We start from the raw sequence: 18,352 nt of genomic DNA on the forward strand, positions 1-18,352 counted from the left end.
GAAAAGGGCGCGAGAGGATCGCGCCCTTTCGCGTTGAAAAGGATCTGACATGCAAACCCTTGGTATTGCTTTGACTGTATTGGTTTTGATGGGGGTGTTGGCATGGCCGCGTTTGGCCAAAGCGCCCCTTTGGAAGGCCACGATCACCCCTTTGGCGTCGATCATCGGCAGCGGATTTTTGGTGCTTGGGCCCATTCTGGCGCAGGCCTATGGTGGTTGGACACCTGTGATGATGGCGGGTTTGTGCCTGTTTGCTTATGCGATTGGCGGGGCGATACGGTTTAACATTTTGGCCTTGGATCATGCGCCGCACACTGGGCGCACTCAGGTTTTGGAAAGCCTATCGTCTTGGGTGCTATCCTTTGCCTATATCATTTCGGTTGCTTATTATTTGAACCTGTTGGGGTCATTTGCTGTCAGTTTGACACCCTTTGATACCGTGACTTGGGCACGGATCGTGACCACTGCTGTGTTCATGGTGATCTTGACTGTTGGCTGGACAAAAGGGTTTGCCGCGTTGGAGCGGATGGAACAGGTGTCTGTCGCGCTCAAGCTTGCCATTATCGGTGGGCTTTTGTTTGGGCTGGCGTGGTTTTTCGCTGGCAAAGTGCAAGAGAACGCATTGGTTTTATCCCCTGCGCGGTTGACCGGATGGGGCAGTGTGGGGCTATTGCTTGGCCTGTTGGTCACCGTGCAAGGCTTTGAAACGTCGCGGTATTTGGGGCATGACTACAGCGCTGCCACACGCGTGCGATCTATGCGGTTGGCGCAATGGCTGTCGACGGGGATCTACATGATCTACGTGGTGTTGATGGCGTATGTGTTTTTGCCTGAGCAAATTCAAACCTCGGAAACGGCAATTATTGACATGATGGCTTTGGTGGCGCCTGTGTTGCCCGCCTTGTTGGTTTTGGCAGCGCTTGCGGCGCAGTTTTCAGCCGCTGTTGCCGATACCTCTGGTGCGGGCGGTCTTATCGAAGAGCTGACCAAGGGGCGCATTTCGGTCAAAACAGGCTATGCGGTTTTGGTTGGACTTGGGCTGGCGCTCACGTGGTTTTCCGATATTTTTCAAATCATTGCTTGGGCATCCAAAGCCTTTGCCGCCTATTACAGTCTGCAAGCGTTGATTGCAGCCGGACTTGCCCTGCGCGATAAAAAGTCGCTTTGGCGCGTGGCGTTTTTCGGGCTGGTTGCCGTGCTGGCAGGTTGTGCTGTGATCTTTGGCAGCGTGGTAGAATAGCGGCGTTTAATACAATCCTTCGGTATTGATATGCACGGTTTCGCCGCAGTGTTTACAATGGCTTGCATCGGCATCATGCAAAAGCAACCCACAGGTTTCGCATTCGTATTTCACCTTTGAGGGGCGAAATAAAACCTGTGCAAGACGCAAAAACAGCGTGACACCAAAGAACATCACGGCAATGGATAACATTCGCCCTGTGGTGCCTTCGAGCGTGATATCGCCAAACCCCGTTGTTGTCAGCGTGGTGATGGTGAAATACAGCGCGTCGGCGTAGTTGCGAATATGCGGGTTGTGATCGTGTTCCAACGCATAGATCAGCCCTGTGGTGACAAAGATAAACACCAACAGATTGATCGCAGCGATGACGATCTCTTCGTGTTTGCGAAACAGTTTAAAGTCTTGGCGCAGACGGTTCATCAATTGATAAGTGTGCAGCAGTCGCAAGGTGCGCAAAATGCGTAAAAACCCAAGACCTTCGCCTGCCAGGGGGGCCAAAAACGACACCATCGCGGCGATATCAGCCAAGGTTGAGCCGCGTGTGAGATAATGGAACCGCCTGTCTGCGGTGTAGACCCGTATGGTGAAATCGAGCAAGATAAGCACGCCAAACACCATGTCGAGCGCTTCAATCAGGGGCGTGTGCGTGATGAAAGACGTGGCAATCACAAAGCAAATTGTGATCAGGTCAAAGATCAAAATGCCATAGCGAAACCGATGCGCGCGATCCGTGTTGCCCTCGTAGAGTTCATTGAGCGTCTTGGAAAACTGGCCTGCCATGATGCGCGGATCCTTTTGTCGGCTTTCATCTGTCATGTAAGGTTTTCGCTTTTGTTTCAAGGGGCAAGGTCTGTGCCTTGGTATGAATTCATCTTTTGGTAATGGGTGCGATCCTTTAGTTAAGTTATTGAAAACTATTAATAAATTGACTTTATGCGTTATCTATGCCATTCCTTTTCCTATGCTAGAAGGCGTGGGAAGCGGTTTGGCGTGGTCTGAGGGGATCACAAAATCCCAAATCGGTTTTACGGGGTGAGCCCGTCTCACGTCTCTTGTGCGGAGAATGCATGAGAGGCAGGTAAGACATGACTTTGCAATCATCTGTGGGGGATGACTATGGCCCAAAAGAGATCCTTGGGTCCGCAAATAGAAACCTCGAACGGTCCATTGCTTCGCTCGACGCGGTGATGTGCCGATTGGAAAGCGGTGACTTGAGTGTTGGGCCCGATATTCAAAGGGCAATCGTAGAAATGCGCAAGACTCAAGACACGGCTTTGAGAGAAAGGCAGAAAGTTGATGACGACAGACGAAAACTCGACCTTGCGACTTCAGACAGCGCCATCGATTTTGACGCCGCGCGGGCTTCGATCTTGGATAGCTTGGATCGCGTCCGAAGATCTTGCGGTACAAACCCAGTTCTTGGATGATCTGGAAAGCAACGATCGGGGAGCGCTTTTGGCGCTCCCTTTTTTATTCGAAGCATGGGCGTTGGATCACCAAATGCCCCCATCTGGGGATTGGCGCACTTGGGTTATTATGGGCGGACGCGGCGCGGGCAAAACCCGTGCTGGGGCTGAATGGGTCCGGTCCATGGTCGAAGGATCGCGGTCTTTGGAACCGGGCCGCGCCAAACGTGTGGCGCTGGTCGGTGAGACGTATGACCAAGCGCGCGAGGTCATGGTGTTTGGTGACAGTGGTATTCTGGCCTGTTCGCCCCCCGATCGTCGGCCCAAATGGAATGGAACACGCCGCGCATTGACGTGGCCAAACGGCGCAGAAGCCATGGTGTTTTCTGGCAATGATCCCGAGGCATTGCGCGGTCCGCAATTTGACGCCGCATGGGTTGATGAATTGGCCAAGTGGAAAAAGCCGCGTGAGGCGTGGGACATGCTGCAATTTGGATTGCGCTTGGGGGATGACCCGCGTCAAGTGGTCACGACAACGCCGCGCAATGTGGGCATTCTCAAAGAAATATTAGAGTTGAAATCCAGCACTGTGACACGCGCGCCCACTGAGGCGAACGCGGCCAATTTAGCGCCGTCGTTTTTGGAAGAAGTGCGCACACGCTACGCAGGCACGCGATTGGGTCGTCAAGAATTGGACGGGATATTGCTGGACGAGGAAGAGGGCGCATTGTGGTCTTTGGAAAAACTAGAGGCAAACCGCGCCGATGAGTTGCCAGAATTTGACCGCATCGTGGTCGCTGTCGATCCGCCTGTGACAGGTCATAAGGGCTCGGATGATTGCGGTATCGTGGTGGTCGGGGCCGTCACTCAAGGCACGCCGCAAAATTGGCGCGCTTATGTGTTGGAGGATGCGACTGTTTCAGCGTCTTCACCAACGGTGTGGGCGCAAGCTGCGTTGGATGCGATGGAGCGGTGGGACGCCGATAAAATGGTGGCAGAGGTAAATCAAGGGGGCGATCTTGTTGAACAAGTTGTGCGACAACTTGATCCTATGGTGTCCTATAAATCTGTGCGTGCCACGCGGGGCAAATCGGCGCGCGCCGAACCAGTGTCAGCGCTCTATGATCAAGGTCGCGTGTTTCACACCCGTGGGCTTGGTGAGTTAGAGGATCAAATGACCAAAATGACAGCACAGGGCTATAAAGCGTCAGGGTCGCCTGATCGTTTGGATGCGCTGGTTTGGGCCGTTCATGAATTGATGATTGCGCCAGCCGCGGGGCACACGCGCCCGCGCATTCGCACCTTGGGCTGAATGTCATTTAAATAGCTTGCCAACGTGATGGCTCTGTTTTTGCACCTTTGTGTCGAAGACGGGGCCATTTTTAATTCAAATCCCGCATGTTTGATCGCGGGGTTCTGTATTTTTATATTACTATCAATGTCTTGTGTGTTGGTGTTGCGTGTTGAATGGACTGCCGCGCGCTCTGCTAGCAAGTTCTTTTTCCCTATCCCGTAAAACTATTTCTACCGAAGGCGCGCAGATGCACACAGCGATGTGTGAGCGCAGTCAGAGGTCACGAGATTGGGGAAGGCGCGGGCACCGCGTTGGGCTGAGATGCGCGATATGCGGATCATGCCCCCTTTCCAGACCCTCGGGTGGCATCGCTTGCGAGAGCCCCTGAGGGTCGAAGTTTGAACAGTGAGCCATGCGGCGTTTGGGGATGACCCAAGGGGTGCATTTTGCGGGGTGTCATTCGGCATCTGCGGACAGTTTTAAGGAGAGACACGGATATGGTGTTTGACTTTATGAAGCGAGGCGCAGGAGCGCAGCCTGAGGTGAAAGCCTCTGCCACGGGACCAGCAATAGCTTATTCAAGCGCAGGCCGTGTGGCATGGAGCCCGCGCGACACAACCACGCTGACACGTGTTGGATTTACGGGCAATCCTGTCGGGTTTCGGTCAGTGAAATTGATCGCCGAAGCGGCCAGTGCTTTGCCTTTGGTGTTGCAAAACCGGGAAGCGCGTTTTGAGGATCACCCGCTGTTGTCGGTGATTTCGCGGCCAAATCCTGTGCAGGGGCGCTCGGATTTGTTTGAAGCGCTTTACGCGCAGATATTACTGTCGGGCAATGGCTATTTGGAAGCCGTGGGTGACTGGGGGCAGGTGCCGGCTGAGTTGCATGTCTTGCGCTCTGATCGGATGAGTTTGGTGCCAGGGACAGATGGTTGGCCGATTGCCTATGAGTATGCTGTTGGCAACCGCAAGCATCGGTTCCATGTGGAAAACGGTCATTCGCCTGTCTGCCACATCAAATCATTCCACCCTGCGGATGATCATTACGGGTTGTCCCCGATCCAAGCGGCGGCGACTGCGATTGATGTGCACAATTCGGCGTCGCGTTGGTCAAAAGGCTTGTTGGACAATGCAGCTCGACCCTCTGGTGCGATTGTGTATGGCGGCTCTGACGGGCAATCCAGCATGAGTTCGGATCAATATGATCGTTTGCTGACGGAAATGGAAAGCCATCACCAAGGTGCGCGCAATGCGGGTCGTCCGATGTTGTTGGAAGGCGGGCTGGATTGGAAGCCGATGGGCTTTAGCCCGTCAGATATGGAGTTCCAAAAAACCAAAGAGGCCGCAGCGCGTGAAATCGCACTCGCCTTTGGGGTGCCTCCGATGCTTTTGGGCATTCAGGGCGATGCGACTTACGGCAATTATCAAGAGGCCAATCGCGCCTTTTACCGCCTGACGGTGTTGCCGTTGGTGCAAAAAGTTGCGGGCTCTATCGGGCATTGGTTGTCTGAAATGACGGGTGAGGCGGTCGAATTGAAACCGGATTTGGATCAGGTTTCGGCATTGGCGCCAGAACGTGACGCCCAGTGGAACCGCGTGGCCAAGGCTGACTTTCTCACGGCGGATGAAAAACGCGCGATGTTGGGATTGCCGCCTTTGACAGAAAATGCGCAGGCCGAAGTTTTTGATGAAATGCCCGCAGGTGATGGCGATGTGCAAACTGAGGAGACGCCAGATGCGTAAAGAATTTCAAGGCGGCCTTGAGCATAAATTTATGCGACTTGGCGAAGATATTAAAGTCACCGATGGTGTCGAAATCGAAGGCTACGCGTCTTTGTTTGGCCACGTGGATCAAGGCGGCGATATTGTGCAAGCGGGTGCTTATAAAAAATCGCTCGCGGATCTGAAGGCCAAAGGGCGTTCGGTCAAGATGTTGTGGCAGCATGATCCCGCCCAACCCATCGGAATTTGGGACGAAGTGCGTGAAGATGCGCGGGGGCTTTATGTCAAAGGTCGTCTGCTGACGGATGTCGAAAAGGGCCGCGAAGCTGTGGCTTTGATTGGCGCGGGAGCGATTGACGGATTGTCGATTGGTTACCGTACGGTGCGTGCCCAAAAGGGCCATGACCAAAAGGATGGCAAAGCTGCAAGGATTTTGTCGGAATTGGAACTGTGGGAGGTGTCGTTAGTGACCTTTCCCATGCTTCCAGAAGCGCGGCTGGTGACAGAGGAAAAGGGCGATGATCCCTTTGGTACTGAAACACTGATGCGTGATCTCGCGGACGCTTTCACAAGCGCACGCAAGCTGCTGGCCGGCGATTAAGGTCAGCGCTTTCACCCTCTAAACCAACAAAACACGAAGGATTGTTTGGATGAGCAAAACCGAGACAAAGGCTCGGGCCGGTATCGGTGTGTCCGATTTTTCGGCCAAATCAGGTCCGATCCCGACGGGACCTGCCACTGAGGTGAAGACCGCGCTGGCCGGTTTCATGAGTGATCTCAAAGAGTTTCAAACCGAAATTAAAACCAAGTTTCAAGAACAGGAAGAGCGCATGAGCATGCTTGATCGTAAATCACACAATTTTGGCCGTCCGGCCCTTTCCGTAGCCCAAGAGGTAGACATGTCCCATAAATCTGCATTCGGCACATATGTGCGTAACGGTGATGATGACGCATTGCGCGGTCTTGCACTGGAAGGCAAAGCGATGTCCACAGCCGTGAATGGCGATGGCGGGTATTTGGTGGACCCGCAAACAGCGGACACGATCAAATCCGTTTTGAAATCTACGGCGTCCATTCGGTCCATTGCGAACGTCGTCAACGTTGAAGCCACATCATATGATGTGTTGATCGACACGACTGATGTTGGCACAGGGTGGGTGTCTGAAGCGGGTGGTGTGTCTGACACTGGCACGCCGACGATTGATCGTATTTCAATTCCGTTGTTTGAATTGTCTGCTTTGCCAAAAGCGTCTCAGCGCCTTTTGGATGATGCTGCGTTTGATATTGAGGCTTGGCTTGCGGGCCGTATTGCCGATAAATTTGCGGCCTCAGAAGCATCCGCGTTTATCAATGGTGACGGCGTTGATAAGCCAACAGGCATTTTGGCGCACGCTCAGATCGACAATGACACATGGGCCTGGGGCGCGTTGGGGTACATCGCGACAGGCACGGATGGCGGTTTTGACGCTGGTAACCCCGCGGATGCGATTGTCGAACTTGTGTACTCTTTGGGTGCTCAGTACCGCGCCAACGGGACATTCGTGATGAATTCCAAAACAGCGGGTCAAGTGCGCAAGCTTAAAGATGCGGATGGCCGTTTCTTGTGGTCTGATAGTCTGGCCGCTGGTGAACCTGCACGTCTCATGGGCTACCCCGTGTTGATCGCAGAAGACATGCCAGACATCGCGTCAGATGCGGCTGCCATTGCCTTTGGTGATTTCGCCGCAGGCTACACTGTGGCTGAGCGTCCTGATCTGCGCATCTTGCGTGATCCGTTTTCTGCGAAACCACATGTACTGTTCTATGCCACAAAACGCGTTGGTGGTGATGTGAGTGACTTTGCGGCGATCAAGTTGCTTAAGTTCTCAATCGCTTAAGACCCGGAAAGAACGAGTTCGTGTTTGGTCCTGATCGGATCAGGCACGAGCGGTGGGTGCGCGTCTCGTTTGACGTGTTGTCTAGCTGCTCCCCCTCCGTCCGAGCAACACGGGGGCGCGCATCCATCATCACAAGTGGCAGGGGGACCCGGAAATCGGAGATGTACCATGATGTTAATGGAGCAAAGCCAAGTACCCCTCGTGGTGCTGCCGATCGCACAGTTCAAAGATCATTTGAGACTGGGCACAGGCTTTGGCGATGACGGGGTTCAGGATGGGGTTCTTGAGACGTACTTGCGTGTCGCACTCGCAGCAGTCGAGGCGCGGACTGGTAAAGTTTTGATTGAACGTGATTTTGCTTGGACCTTGTCAGCGTGGCGCGATCTTGGCGCGCAAACGCTGCCTGTTGCCCCCGTTTCCACGATCACCGCACTGGTAATTGTGGATCGCCTAAGCGCAGAAACTGTGATCGATGCAGGAAAATATTTGCTGGATAAAGACACACACCGTCCGCGGATTGTGTCCAGTGGATTTGTTTTGCCTTCTGTGCCTGTCGCAGGCTCTGTGCGGATTGAATTTACCGCTGGATTTGGCCCCGCATGGGGTGATCTGCCCAGCGATCTTGCCCATGCCGTGATGCTTTTGGCGGCTCATTATTATGAGCACCGCCATGAAGCGGGCACCAGTGAAGGGCCTATGCCATTTGGCGTCAACGCTTTGCTAGATCGCTACCGTAACGTGCGGTTGTTTGGAGGGCGCGGCTGATGTCAGCAGGGGTTCATCTCAATCGTAAATTGGTGCTGCAAGAGGCGCAGCGCACGTCGGATGGGGCTGGCGGCTATGTGGAAACATGGACGCAGCTTGGCACCCTTTGGGCGTCTATTCAGGCCGGCACGGGGACGGAGCGTTCTGAGGATTTTCTCACTGTGTCCCGTGTTCCGATGAAAGTCATTGTGCGTGGCGCCCCAATAGGTTCGCCGCGTCGCCCTAAGCCTGATCAGCGTTTTATCGAGGGTGGGCGCGTGTTTCGTATCTTGTCTGTCGTCGAGTTGAACGCGCAAGCGCACTACTTGGTCTGTCAATCGCGTGAGGAGGTTGCATCATGAGCTACGGCGTCTCAGCAGCCTTACAAACGGCTGTATTTCAAGCACTTTCCGATGATGTGACGCTCGGCAGCTTAGTCGGTAGCGCAATTTACGATGCAGCTCCTGCAGGGACTGTGCCCTCGCTTTATGTGAGCCTTGGTCCTGAAGATGTGGTCGATGCCTCTGACAAAACAGGCCACGGCGCACGCCATGAATTTGTGGTCAGCGTTGTGTCTGATACTGCGGGATTTTTAACTGCAAAAGGCGTGGCTGCAGCGATTTCAGATGTGCTGGTCGATGCGGATTTAACGCTCTCTCGCGGCAGTTTGATCGGGCTTTATTTCGTGTCCGCCAAAGCGCGACGCGTTCAAGACAGCGATGTGCGCAGAATCGATATTCGTTTCATGGCGCGCGTCGAAGATATCTAATTTTCATTAAAGGGGCTTATGCAATGGCTGCTCAAAACGGAAAAGATCTACTTATCAAACTCGATATGACTGGTGCTGGTCAGTTTGAAACCATCGCGGGTCTGCGGGCCACGCGCATTTCATTCAACACCGAAAGTGTTGATGTGACATCGCTGGAAAGCTCTGGCGGTTGGCGCGAGCTTTTGGGTGGAGCAGGGGTCAAATCCGCGTCTATCTCAGGGTCTGGTGTGTTCAAAGACCAAAACACCGACGAGCGCGCGCGGCAGATTTTCTTTGACGCCGAAGTGCCCAATTTTCAAGTGATCATTCCTGATTTTGGCACTGTCGAGGGCGCGTTTCAATTGACGTCCATCGAATACGCAGGCTCGCACAATGGCGAGGCCACCTATGAGCTGTCCATGGCCTCTGCTGGCGCTTTGACATTCACGGCGGTGTAAGATGGCGAACCCCTATGCAGGCGAAGTGGCGCTGACACTGGATGGCAAACGCTATGTGCTTAAACTGACACTTGGTGCTTTGGCTGAGCTTGAGGCCGGTCTGGAAACAGACACTTTGGTGGCGATGGTTGAGCGCTATGAAGTGGGCAACTTTTCCACCTCTGACGTGTTGCGACTGGTCGTTGCTGGCCTGCGTGGGGGCGGTTGGAACGGCGGCTACGATGATATTTTGACGGCTGAAATATCGGGCGGCCCTTTGGAAGCAGCACGGGTGGGGGCTGCGCTGATCGCACGCGCCTTTACCGTGCCAGGATAGATCATATGTCTTTGATTTCAAATGGTGGTTTTGATTGGCCTGCCTTGATGCGGGCAGGGATGAATGGGCTGCGCCTTAGACCGGATGAGTTTTGGGCGCTGACCCCCGCAGAGCTTTTGTTGATGCTTGGCGCAGGATCTGGATCCGCACCGCTCAGTCGGTCGCGACTTGATGAATTGGCACAGGCCTATCCCGATAAAACGTCGGATAGTGCCGCGGTGAAAGGGCAAGAAAATGGCTGACATTAACGGTCTTGATAAATTCGACGACAAGCTGTCGCAAATGGAAGATGCGATTGGCGGCGCAGAAGCGATGGCATCTGCGTTTAACCAAGAGATGGTGCGCTTACAGGCCACTGTAGCTGAAACTCATCGCGAAGTTGGTACGTTGGAGCGTGGGATTTCACGCGGGCTGAAACGTGCCATAGACGGGCTGGTTTTCGACGGAGACACTTTGGCACAAGCGATGCGCGGTGTCGGGAAGTCGATGTTGGATGCTGCATATAACGCCGCTGTCAAACCCGTGACCAACCATGTTGGGTCGGCTTTGGGCAACGGACTTGAAGCCATCATTCAAGGGCTTTTGCCGTTTGAAAATGGTGGCAGTTTTGCCCAAGGGCGCGTGACGCCTTTTGCAACGGGGGGCGTGGTGTCCAGCCCGACCTATTTTCCGATGCGCGGCGGCACGGGATTGATGGGCGAAGCGGGACCCGAGGCGATTATGCCCTTGTCACGCGGGGCAAACGGCAAGCTGGGGGTGCGCGCAGAAGGCGGGGCCAGAAGCGTCAATGTCACGATGAATATTTCGACGCCAGATGTTGCGGGATTCAAACGGTCGCAATCGCAAATCGCAGCTCAACTGAGCCGCGCGATGGGGCGCGGTCAGCGCAACCAGTAACGCAAATTTCAAAGCAGGGCTGTCGCCCGTACAACCATCCGATGGAGGGGAAAACACATGGGTTTTCACAATGTTAGATTTCCAGCGAACCTGAGTTTTGGCTCCGTGGGTGGCCCCGAGCGGCGCACCGAAGTCGTCACTTTGGCGAACGGATTTGAAGAGCGTAACACGCCTTGGGCTCACTCGCGCAGGCGATATGACGCGGGTTTGGGCATGCGTTCATTGGATGACATCGAAGCTTTGATCGCTTTTTTTGAAGCACGCCAAGGGCAGCTTTATGGCTTTCGGTGGAAAGATTGGTCGGATTTTAAGACATCTAAGTCATCAGAGGCGGTCCATTTTGAAGACCAAAATATCGCTATCGGCGATGGCGAAACCACTGTGTTTCAACTGAACAAAAGTTACAGTTCGGGCAGTGCGACCTATGTACGCCCAGTAACCAAACCTGTCGTAGGCACGATTAAGGTCGGCACCCAAGGTGTTGAAATGCAAGAGTCTATCGGTTGGGATGTCGATACGACAACAGGACTTGTCACATTTCAAACACCCCCAGAAGAGGGCATTGCGGTGTCCGCAGGGTTCGAATTCGATGTGCCAGTTCGCTTTGATACAGACCGTATCGCGACCTCTGTGTCGTCCTTTCAAGCCGGCGAAGTGCCCAATGTTCCTATCGTTGAGGTGCGTGTGTGATGGCTGATAATTTTGCACTTGGCGCACATCTGGCAAGCAAAACAACAACGGTATGCCGATGTTGGGCTGTGGTACGAAAAGATGGGAAAACCTATGGGTTCACTGATCATGACACAAACCTTGCGTTTGAGCAGATCACCTTTGGCGCTGATACCGGCATGACGGCAAATGCGCTTGAGCAATCCACGGGTTTGTCTGTGGACAACACCGAAGCGCTTGGCGCGTTGTCGTCAGCGGCTGTGACCGAAAGTGATATCCAAGCTGGGCGGTTTGATGGTGCTTCGGTTCGATCATGGTTGGTCAATTGGGCCAATGTGGACGAGCGTGTTTTGCAGTTCAACGGCACATTTGGTGAAATCACCCGTGCAGTTGGTGGGTTTCGCGCTGAATTGCGTGGCCTGACAGAGGCTTTGAATCAACCGCAAGGGCGCGTGTACCAGTCCGGATGTTCGGCTGTTCTGGGCGATGCCAGCTGTGGGTTCGATGCCAATCAATTGGGGTATAGCACTGAAATTACGGTGGAAACTGTTGAAGATACCAAGGTGTTTTCTTTTGCCAATCTGACGGAATTTGATGACCGTTGGTTCGAGCGCGGCAAATTTGTTGTCCTCAGCGGTGCCGCGCAAGGCCTTGTTGGCGTTGTCAAAAATGATCGATTGAGCGCTGATGGTCGCCGGATTGAACTGTGGGAAAGCCTACGGGCAGAGCTAACCTCAGGTGATCAAATTCGGATCGAGGCGGGCTGTGATCGCCGTGCAAAAACCTGTCGCCTCAAGTTCGATAATTTCGAAAACTTTCAGGGCTTCCCTCATATTCCAGGCGAAGATTGGCTAACATCCTATCCCGTCTCAAGTGACCTGAATGAAGGCGGTAGCTTGTACGGCAGCGGTTCGGATGGTGACGCATGATAGATGGTAAAGCAGTCGCAGATCATGCCCGCGCATGGATTGGCACGCCCTATGTGCATCAAGCATCGTGCAAAGGTGCAGGGACCGATTGTCTTGGTTTGCTGCGCGGAATTTGGCGTGAACTCTATGGGCAGGAACCCGAATTGGTGCCCGCCTATACCCCCGATTGGTCTGAGCCGCAGCGCGAAGAACGTTTGTTTTCAGCCGCCAATCGTCACCTATTGCGCAAGCCGATCGACGATTTGGCTGCCGGTGACGTGTTGCTGTTTCGGATGCGCGCGCGCGGTGTGGCCAAGCATCTTGGAATCGTTGGGATGGCGGGCGAGGCACCGACATTTATTCACGCCTATAGCGGGCACAGCGTTGTCGAGAACGCGCTGACATTGCCTTGGCGTCGCCGTGTGGCGGCTTGTTTCTCATTTGCGAACCTCGGAGGCTAAATCATGGCGACGATCGTACTTTCTGCAGTTGGGGCCGCGGCGGGGGCTTCTGTTGGCGGCGGCATATTTGGCCTGTCGTCTGTTGTCATCGGCCGCGCGATTGGGGCCACCATCGGGCGTGCGATTGATCAGCGCGTTATGGGCGTGGGCAGCCAAGTTGTGGAAACCGGCAAAGTGGATCGGTTTCGCTTAACGGGCGCATCTGAGGGCACTGCCATCGCGCAGGTTTATGGCCGTATGCGGGTTGGTGGCCAGATCATTTGGGCCACACAGTTCAACGAACAAAGCACCACGACGGGCGGCGGAGGCAAAGGCGGGCCATCTCAACCGACGGTCACGCAGTATAGCTATTCGATTTCGTTGGCCATCGCGCTGTGCGAAGGCGAAATTTCCCGCGTTGGTCGTATTTGGGCGGATGGCATCGAAATTGCCCCCGAAGACATGACCATGCGGGTGTACGCTGGGGACAATGACCAACTGCCTGACCCGAAAATGGAAGCCGTTGAGGGCGCGGGTCAGGTGCCTGCGTATCGCGGCATTGCTTATGTTGTGTTTGAGGATCTCAACCTTGAGCGGTTTGGCAACCGTGTGCCGCAATTTACATTCGAAGTGATGCGCCCAGATCAGGCGACAGGCCCCAAAAGCGATTTGACCCATTTGGTCAACGCTGTGGCGATGATCCCTGGCACGGGGGAATATGCTTTGGCCACATCGCCTGTGTATATTTCGGGGGGACTTGGTGAAACTGTTGCGGCCAATATGAATTCAGGGTCGGGCAAAACCGATTTTGACACCTCTGTGGATGCACTCAAAGACGAGTTGCCTAATTGTGGATCGACCTCTTTGGTGGTGTCTTGGTTCGGTGATGATTTGCGCTGTGGCACCTGTAATTTGTTGCCCAAAGTGGAACAAGCCGAAGTGGACAGCGCATCGATGCCGTGGACCGCAGGCGGGTTTACGCGTGCGACGGCTCAGGTGCTGCCACGCGATACGGATGACCGCGTTGTCTACGGTGGAACCCCGTCGGATCAGTCCGTCGTTGAAGCCATCAAAGCGCTTCAGGACGCAGGCCAAGAGGTGATGTTTTACCCCTTTATCTTGATGGAACAACTGGCCGGAAATGGCTTGCAAGACCCATGGTCTGGCGCGGCGGATCAACCTGCTTTGCCATGGCGTGGGCGCATTACGACATCCTTGGCCCCGCAACAAGCTGGCAGTCCAGATGGCACTTCTGGGGCAGATGCACAGGTTGCCGCCTTTATGGGCGCGGCTCAGGTCAATGACTTTAATATTGTCGGTGAAACTGTTGTGTATGCGGGGCCTGATGAGGCATCTTACCGCCGCATGATCTTGCATTACGCGCATCTTTGCGCTGCGGCAGGCGGGGTCGAAGCCTTTTGTCTTGGGTCTGAAATGCGCGGATTGACACGCATTCGTGGGGCCAGTGGTTTTCCGGTTGTGGATGCCTTGGTGCAGCTTGCCGCCGATGTGCGGGCCGTTCTGGGGGCGGCATGTAAAATCAGCTATGCCGCTGATTGGTCAGAGTATTCTGGTTATACATTGAACGGCGATTTGCATTATCCACTGGATGCGCTTTGGGCCGATGACAACATCGATTTTGTCGGCATCGATAACTATATGCCCCTGTCGGATTGGCGCGATGAAGATGGCCATGCGGATGAAAGTTATGGGTCGATCTATAATCTAGACTACCTGAAATCCAATATCGAAGGTGGCGAAGGCTATGATTGGTATTACGCCTTTGATGAGCACGCAAAAGCGCAAATTCGGACTCCGATTCAAGATGGCGCATATGGCGAAGATTGGGTTTGGCGCTACAAAGATATTCGCGGCTGGTGGGAAAACGACCACCACGAGCGCATTGCAGGTGTGCGCATAGAGACACCAACACTTTGGGAGCCAAAATCGAAACCGATCTGGTTCACCGAAATTGGCTGTGCCGCGATTGACAAAGGCACCAATCAACCGAACAAATTTTTGGATGCCAAATCATCTGAAAGCGCGTTGCCAGCCTATTCAAACGGTCGCCGTGATGATTTTATCCAGCTTCAATATGTTCGCTCACTGGTCGAATATTGGGCCCAAAGCGATACCAATCCAGTGTCTGAAATTTATGGCGGGCAGATGATTGACATGAGCCGTGCTCATGTTTGGGCATGGGATGGGCGTCCTTATCCTGCGTTCCCATCTGTGACATCCTTGTGGAGCGATGGTGGAAACTACGCAAAAGGGCATTGGTTAAACGGGCGTTCTACAGCGCGATCTTTGGCGGATGTGGTCACTGAAATCTGCGACCGCTCTGGGGTGCGCGACGTTGAAACATCCGAACTCTACGGCATTGTGCGCGGGTACACTGTGGGTGAAATCTCAGGCGGGCGCTCAGCGTTGCAGCCCTTGATGCTGGCCTTTGGATTTGAAGCGATTGAACGCGATGGCGTGCTGACGTTTCGCTCGCGCGATGGCAAATCACAAAGAACGCTTGAGCAAAGCCAACTTGCTATGACATCTGACAAAGAGGGCGCGCTTGAATTGACACGCGCCCCCGAAGCAGAAGTTGCGGGTAAAGTGCGTCTGACATTTGTGGATGCTGATGCGGATTACAGTGCGCGTGCAGAAGAAGCGATGTTCCCTGATGAAGACAGCCGTTTGGTGTCTCAATCCGAGTTGCCTTTGGCGCTGACCCGCACTGAAGGCCGCCAGATTGTTGAACGTTGGTTGGCAGAATCGCGGGTGGCGCGAGACACGGCACGCTTTGCTTTGGCCCCGTCAGATTTCGCGCTTGGGGCGGGGGATGTGATCGAACTTGAGGGCGATGAGGGCAAAACCCGCTACCGTGTGGATCATGCGACCTTGGGGTCAGTACGTGAAGTGGAAGCTGTGCGTGTCGAAGAAGAGCTTTATGAACCCTCTGATACGGTTGAAGAAATTGTTGAGGCGCAACCCTTTTACGCGCCTGTCCCTGTTGTGTCACAGTTCTTGGATTTGCCGCTTTTGACAGGGGACAAGACGCCCTATGCGCCTTACATCGGTGCAACTGCGCGCCCTTGGCCAGGATCGGCGGCTGTCTATGGCTCAAGTTCCGACAGCGGGTATGAGTTGAACAAGCTGGTACCAAGTTGGGCGACGATCGGCACCACACAGACTGAGTTGTCTACCGCAGACCCCGCCCTTTGGGATCGTGGTCTTGCGCTGCGGGTCAAATTGGTGCGGGGCACGTTGAATTCGGTGTCACAAGCGGATGTGCTAAATGGGGCGAATGTTGCTGTCATCGGCGATGGGTCTAGCACAAAATGGGAAGTGTTTCAGTTCGCCACTGCCGAACTTGTCGCGCCAGAAACCTATGAGGTGTCCCTGCGTTTGCGCGGGCAGGCGGGGACGGATGCGTTACAGGCGGAATGGCCGATTGGATCGCGCTTTGTGTTGATCAACGACGCTCTGCGCCAGATTGATATCGCGCAGTCCGCTCGTGGTCTTGCGCGGCATTACCGGATTGGTCCATCGCAGCGCCCCTATGATGATCCAAGCTACGCGCATACAGTTCAAGCCTTTGACGGCATCGGGCTGCGCCCCTACGCGCCGGCACATCTGCGCGCTGTGCCCCATGCATCTGGGGATACGACCCTCACGTGGGTGCGCCGCACGCGCATTGATGGTGACAGTTGGCAATCTGTCGAGGTGCCTTTGGGGGAAAGTTCGCAAAGCTATGTCGTTCAAGTTGTGCAAGGCGGCAGTGTTGTGCGCGAAGACATCGTGAGCAGCCCATCGTGGACGTACCTCGCGTCTCAAAAAACTGCAGATGGCCTGTCTGGCCTCTACACCATTCAAATCGCCCAAATTTCCGATAGTTTCGGTGCGGGCCTTTTCAAAAGGATTGATCTCAATGAGTGATACAACCCGTTTTTCACTACCCCTTTTGCAGGCCGCTCAGGCGCAAAAACATGTCACCGTTAATGAAGCTTTGACCCGCCTTGATGGTCTGATGCAATTGAGTTTGTTGTCCGTGACAGACGCAACGCCACCGCTTTCTCCACAAGAGGGGGACGCATACGGTGTTGCGACCTCTGCCGTTAATGAATGGGCTGGACGCGACAGCGAGATCGCTTTGTTTGTCAACAATGGTTGGGTTTTCGTGCCCGTAACGCTTGGCATGCGGGCCTATGTGAACGATCAAAATGGCTGGGCCGCGTTTGATGGCACGGCTTGGATCATGGGCATGCAAACCTTGTCTGGCAACGGTGCAGGGATGCAGCATAAAGTCACTGAAATCGACCATATTATCGGTGCTGGGGCCACGTCTGCGTTGACGTCTGCGTTGCCGGGACAGGCCGTTGTATACGGTGTCACAGGCCGCGTTTTGGACGATATTACGGGCACTTTGACGGGGTATTCTGTTGGGGTGTCTGGGTCGACAAATAGATACGGGGCGGGTCTGTCTTTGTCTGCTGGCAGTTGGATGCGGGGTCTCACCGGCACGCCCTTGACCTATTATTCTGGCGAAGATTTGATTTTGACGGCAGAAGGTGGAGATTTTGCGACGGGTGAAATCCGTTTGGCGATCCACTATGCGCAGTTTTCTTTGCCCGCCGCTTAGGTGTTTGATTTTAAAGTGGAATACTAAAATTTAAAACCCCCTGTGCCTGTTTGGTATGGGGGGCTTTACGCATATCTACATCGTTTTGCGTGTATTTCATCTCGCGCGCGGACTTGTGTTTTTGACAGCGAGCCTATCTATAGTAGACTTGAGAAAAGAGGATCGGCTTGATGGCAAAGACACGTACCAAACTTTCAGAACTGGACCCCGTCTGGACGCAAATCGTGCAAGAAGCGCACCAAGCGGTCGAAGCCGAGCCTTTGTTGGGCGGTTTGATTCACGCTTGCATTTTGCATCACAGCACGCTGGAAGATGCCTTGGCATACCGCGTGGCACAAAAGCTGGCCTCTGCCGATATGTCGGAACAGTTGTTGCGTGAATTGATTGACGAAGCTTACGCGGATGATCCCGCCTTGGGTCAATCTGCGCGCGCTGATATAGTTGCCGTGTATGACCGCGACCCTGCATGCCACCGCTACATTCAACCTTTGTTGTATTTCAAAGGGTTCCAAGCGATCCAAGCTTACCGCATTGCCAATTGGTTGTGGCGCAATGGTCGCAAGGATTTGGCCTATTTCATTCAAATGCGCGTGTCTGAACAGTTCACCATCGACATTCACCCCGCTTGTAAAATTGGCCAAGGGCTGTTTTTGGACCATGCTCATGCGCTGGTCTTTGGCGAAACCTGTGTGATCGGCGACAACGTGTCTATCTTGCATTCCGTTACCTTAGGCGGCACAGGCAAAGAAGACGAGGATCGTCACCCGAAAATCGAAGATGGTGTGTTGATTGGGGCAGGGGCCAAGGTTCTGGGCAACATCAAAATCGGGCATTGTTCACGTGTTGCTGCGGGATCTGTCGTGCTCAACGACGTGCCACCGTGCACTACCGTGGCTGGCGTTCCTGCCAAAGTGGTTGGCGAAGCGGGCTGTTCGCAGCCGTCTGTGTCGATGAACCAATTGATTGGCGCACGCGAAAAATAACGCGTTAAAATCTAGCGT

19 protein-coding genes are annotated in these 18,352 nt (G+C 54.2%); 18 read left to right on the forward strand and 1 reads right to left on the reverse strand.

The annotated features are described in order from the left end of the window. Positions 1–49: 49 nt before the first annotated feature. Positions 50–1,240 (forward strand): hypothetical protein, encoded by a 1,191-nt coding sequence (locus BM025_RS03665; RefSeq protein WP_085847872.1) that lies wholly within the window; start codon positions 50–52, stop codon positions 1,238–1,240. Between the two features lie 6 nt (positions 1,241–1,246). Here BM025_RS03665 and BM025_RS03670 read toward each other — a convergent pair whose 3' ends face one another. Beyond that, the gene (locus BM025_RS03670; protein ID WP_244515437.1) at positions 1,247–2,056 is read right to left on the reverse strand and encodes a potassium channel family protein; all 810 of its coding nucleotides are present in this window, start codon (positions 2,054–2,056) and stop codon (positions 1,247–1,249) included. Between the two features lie 480 nt (positions 2,057–2,536). Here BM025_RS03670 and BM025_RS03675 point away from each other — a divergent pair, with 480 nt between their 5' ends. The 17 genes from BM025_RS03675 to cysE all read left to right on the forward strand — a co-directional run bounded on the left by BM025_RS03675 (position 2,537) and on the right by cysE (position 18,334). Then, on the forward strand, positions 2,537–3,958 hold the full coding sequence (locus tag BM025_RS03675) for a DNA-packaging protein (RefSeq protein WP_085847871.1): 1,422 nt from the start codon (positions 2,537–2,539) through the stop codon (positions 3,956–3,958). Positions 3,959–4,437: 479 nt separating this feature from the next. Further along, positions 4,438–5,682, forward strand: coding sequence for a phage portal protein (locus BM025_RS03680; RefSeq protein WP_085847870.1), 1,245 nt, complete (start codon positions 4,438–4,440; stop codon positions 5,680–5,682). Beyond that, the gene (locus tag BM025_RS03685; protein ID WP_085847869.1) at positions 5,675–6,262 is read left to right on the forward strand and encodes an HK97 family phage prohead protease; all 588 of its coding nucleotides are present in this window, start codon (positions 5,675–5,677) and stop codon (positions 6,260–6,262) included. Before BM025_RS03680 ends, BM025_RS03685 begins: the two co-directional genes overlap by 8 nt. Positions 6,263–6,311: 49 nt before the next feature. Further along, a complete protein-coding gene (locus BM025_RS03690) occupies positions 6,312–7,538 on the forward strand; it encodes a phage major capsid protein (RefSeq protein ID WP_085847868.1) in 1,227 nt (408 codons plus the stop codon). Between the two features lie 168 nt (positions 7,539–7,706). Next, positions 7,707–8,303, forward strand: coding sequence for a head-tail connector protein (locus tag BM025_RS03695; RefSeq protein ID WP_085847867.1), 597 nt, complete (start codon positions 7,707–7,709; stop codon positions 8,301–8,303). Then, positions 8,303–8,644, forward strand: a complete 342-nt coding sequence (locus tag BM025_RS03700; RefSeq protein ID WP_085847866.1) for a head-tail adaptor protein — start codon at positions 8,303–8,305, stop codon at positions 8,642–8,644. Before BM025_RS03695 ends, BM025_RS03700 begins: the two co-directional genes overlap by 1 nt. Next, positions 8,641–9,051 carry a DUF3168 domain-containing protein gene (locus BM025_RS03705; protein ID WP_085847865.1) on the forward strand — a complete coding sequence of 137 codons (411 nt, stop codon included), beginning with the start codon at positions 8,641–8,643 and terminating at the stop codon, positions 9,049–9,051. Before BM025_RS03700 ends, BM025_RS03705 begins: the two co-directional genes overlap by 4 nt. 23 nt (positions 9,052–9,074) lie before the next feature. Next, complete coding sequence (locus tag BM025_RS03710; RefSeq protein WP_085847864.1) at positions 9,075–9,488, forward strand: phage major tail protein, TP901-1 family; 414 nt, start codon at positions 9,075–9,077, stop codon at positions 9,486–9,488. A 1-nt stretch (position 9,489) separates the two neighbouring features. Next, on the forward strand, positions 9,490–9,804 hold the full coding sequence (locus tag BM025_RS03715; RefSeq protein WP_085847863.1) for a gene transfer agent family protein: 315 nt from the start codon (positions 9,490–9,492) through the stop codon (positions 9,802–9,804). Positions 9,805–9,809: 5 nt separating this feature from the next. Continuing rightward, positions 9,810–10,046 (forward strand): rcc01693 family protein, encoded by a 237-nt coding sequence (locus BM025_RS03720; RefSeq protein WP_085847862.1) that lies wholly within the window; start codon positions 9,810–9,812, stop codon positions 10,044–10,046. Continuing rightward, a complete protein-coding gene (locus BM025_RS03725) occupies positions 10,039–10,701 on the forward strand; it encodes a phage tail tape measure protein (protein ID WP_085847861.1) in 663 nt (220 codons plus the stop codon). The genes BM025_RS03720 and BM025_RS03725 overlap by 8 nt, the downstream gene beginning before the upstream one ends. A 57-nt stretch (positions 10,702–10,758) precedes the next feature. Then, positions 10,759–11,391 (forward strand): DUF2460 domain-containing protein, encoded by a 633-nt coding sequence (locus tag BM025_RS03730; RefSeq protein WP_085847860.1) that lies wholly within the window; start codon positions 10,759–10,761, stop codon positions 11,389–11,391. Further along, positions 11,391–12,299 carry a DUF2163 domain-containing protein gene (locus BM025_RS03735; RefSeq protein WP_085847859.1) on the forward strand — a complete coding sequence of 303 codons (909 nt, stop codon included), beginning with the start codon at positions 11,391–11,393 and terminating at the stop codon, positions 12,297–12,299. Before BM025_RS03730 ends, BM025_RS03735 begins: the two co-directional genes overlap by 1 nt. Beyond that, positions 12,296–12,739 (forward strand): C40 family peptidase, encoded by a 444-nt coding sequence (locus BM025_RS03740; protein ID WP_085847858.1) that lies wholly within the window; start codon positions 12,296–12,298, stop codon positions 12,737–12,739. Before BM025_RS03735 ends, BM025_RS03740 begins: the two co-directional genes overlap by 4 nt. Positions 12,740–12,742: 3 nt before the next feature. Further along, entirely contained in the window at positions 12,743–16,648 is a 3,906-nt protein-coding gene (locus BM025_RS03745) for a baseplate multidomain protein megatron (protein WP_085847857.1), read from the forward strand. Beyond that, positions 16,641–17,351, forward strand: coding sequence for a DUF2793 domain-containing protein (locus BM025_RS03750; RefSeq protein ID WP_170842111.1), 711 nt, complete (start codon positions 16,641–16,643; stop codon positions 17,349–17,351). The genes BM025_RS03745 and BM025_RS03750 overlap by 8 nt, the downstream gene beginning before the upstream one ends. A 170-nt stretch (positions 17,352–17,521) precedes the next feature. After that, on the forward strand, positions 17,522–18,334 hold the full coding sequence (gene cysE, locus BM025_RS03755; protein ID WP_085847855.1) for a serine O-acetyltransferase: 813 nt from the start codon (positions 17,522–17,524) through the stop codon (positions 18,332–18,334). The last annotated feature ends 18 nt before the right edge of the window (positions 18,335–18,352 follow it).

The organism is Pacificibacter marinus, assembly GCF_900109555.1.
GTDB lineage: Bacteria > Pseudomonadota > Alphaproteobacteria > Rhodobacterales > Rhodobacteraceae > Celeribacter > Celeribacter marinus_C.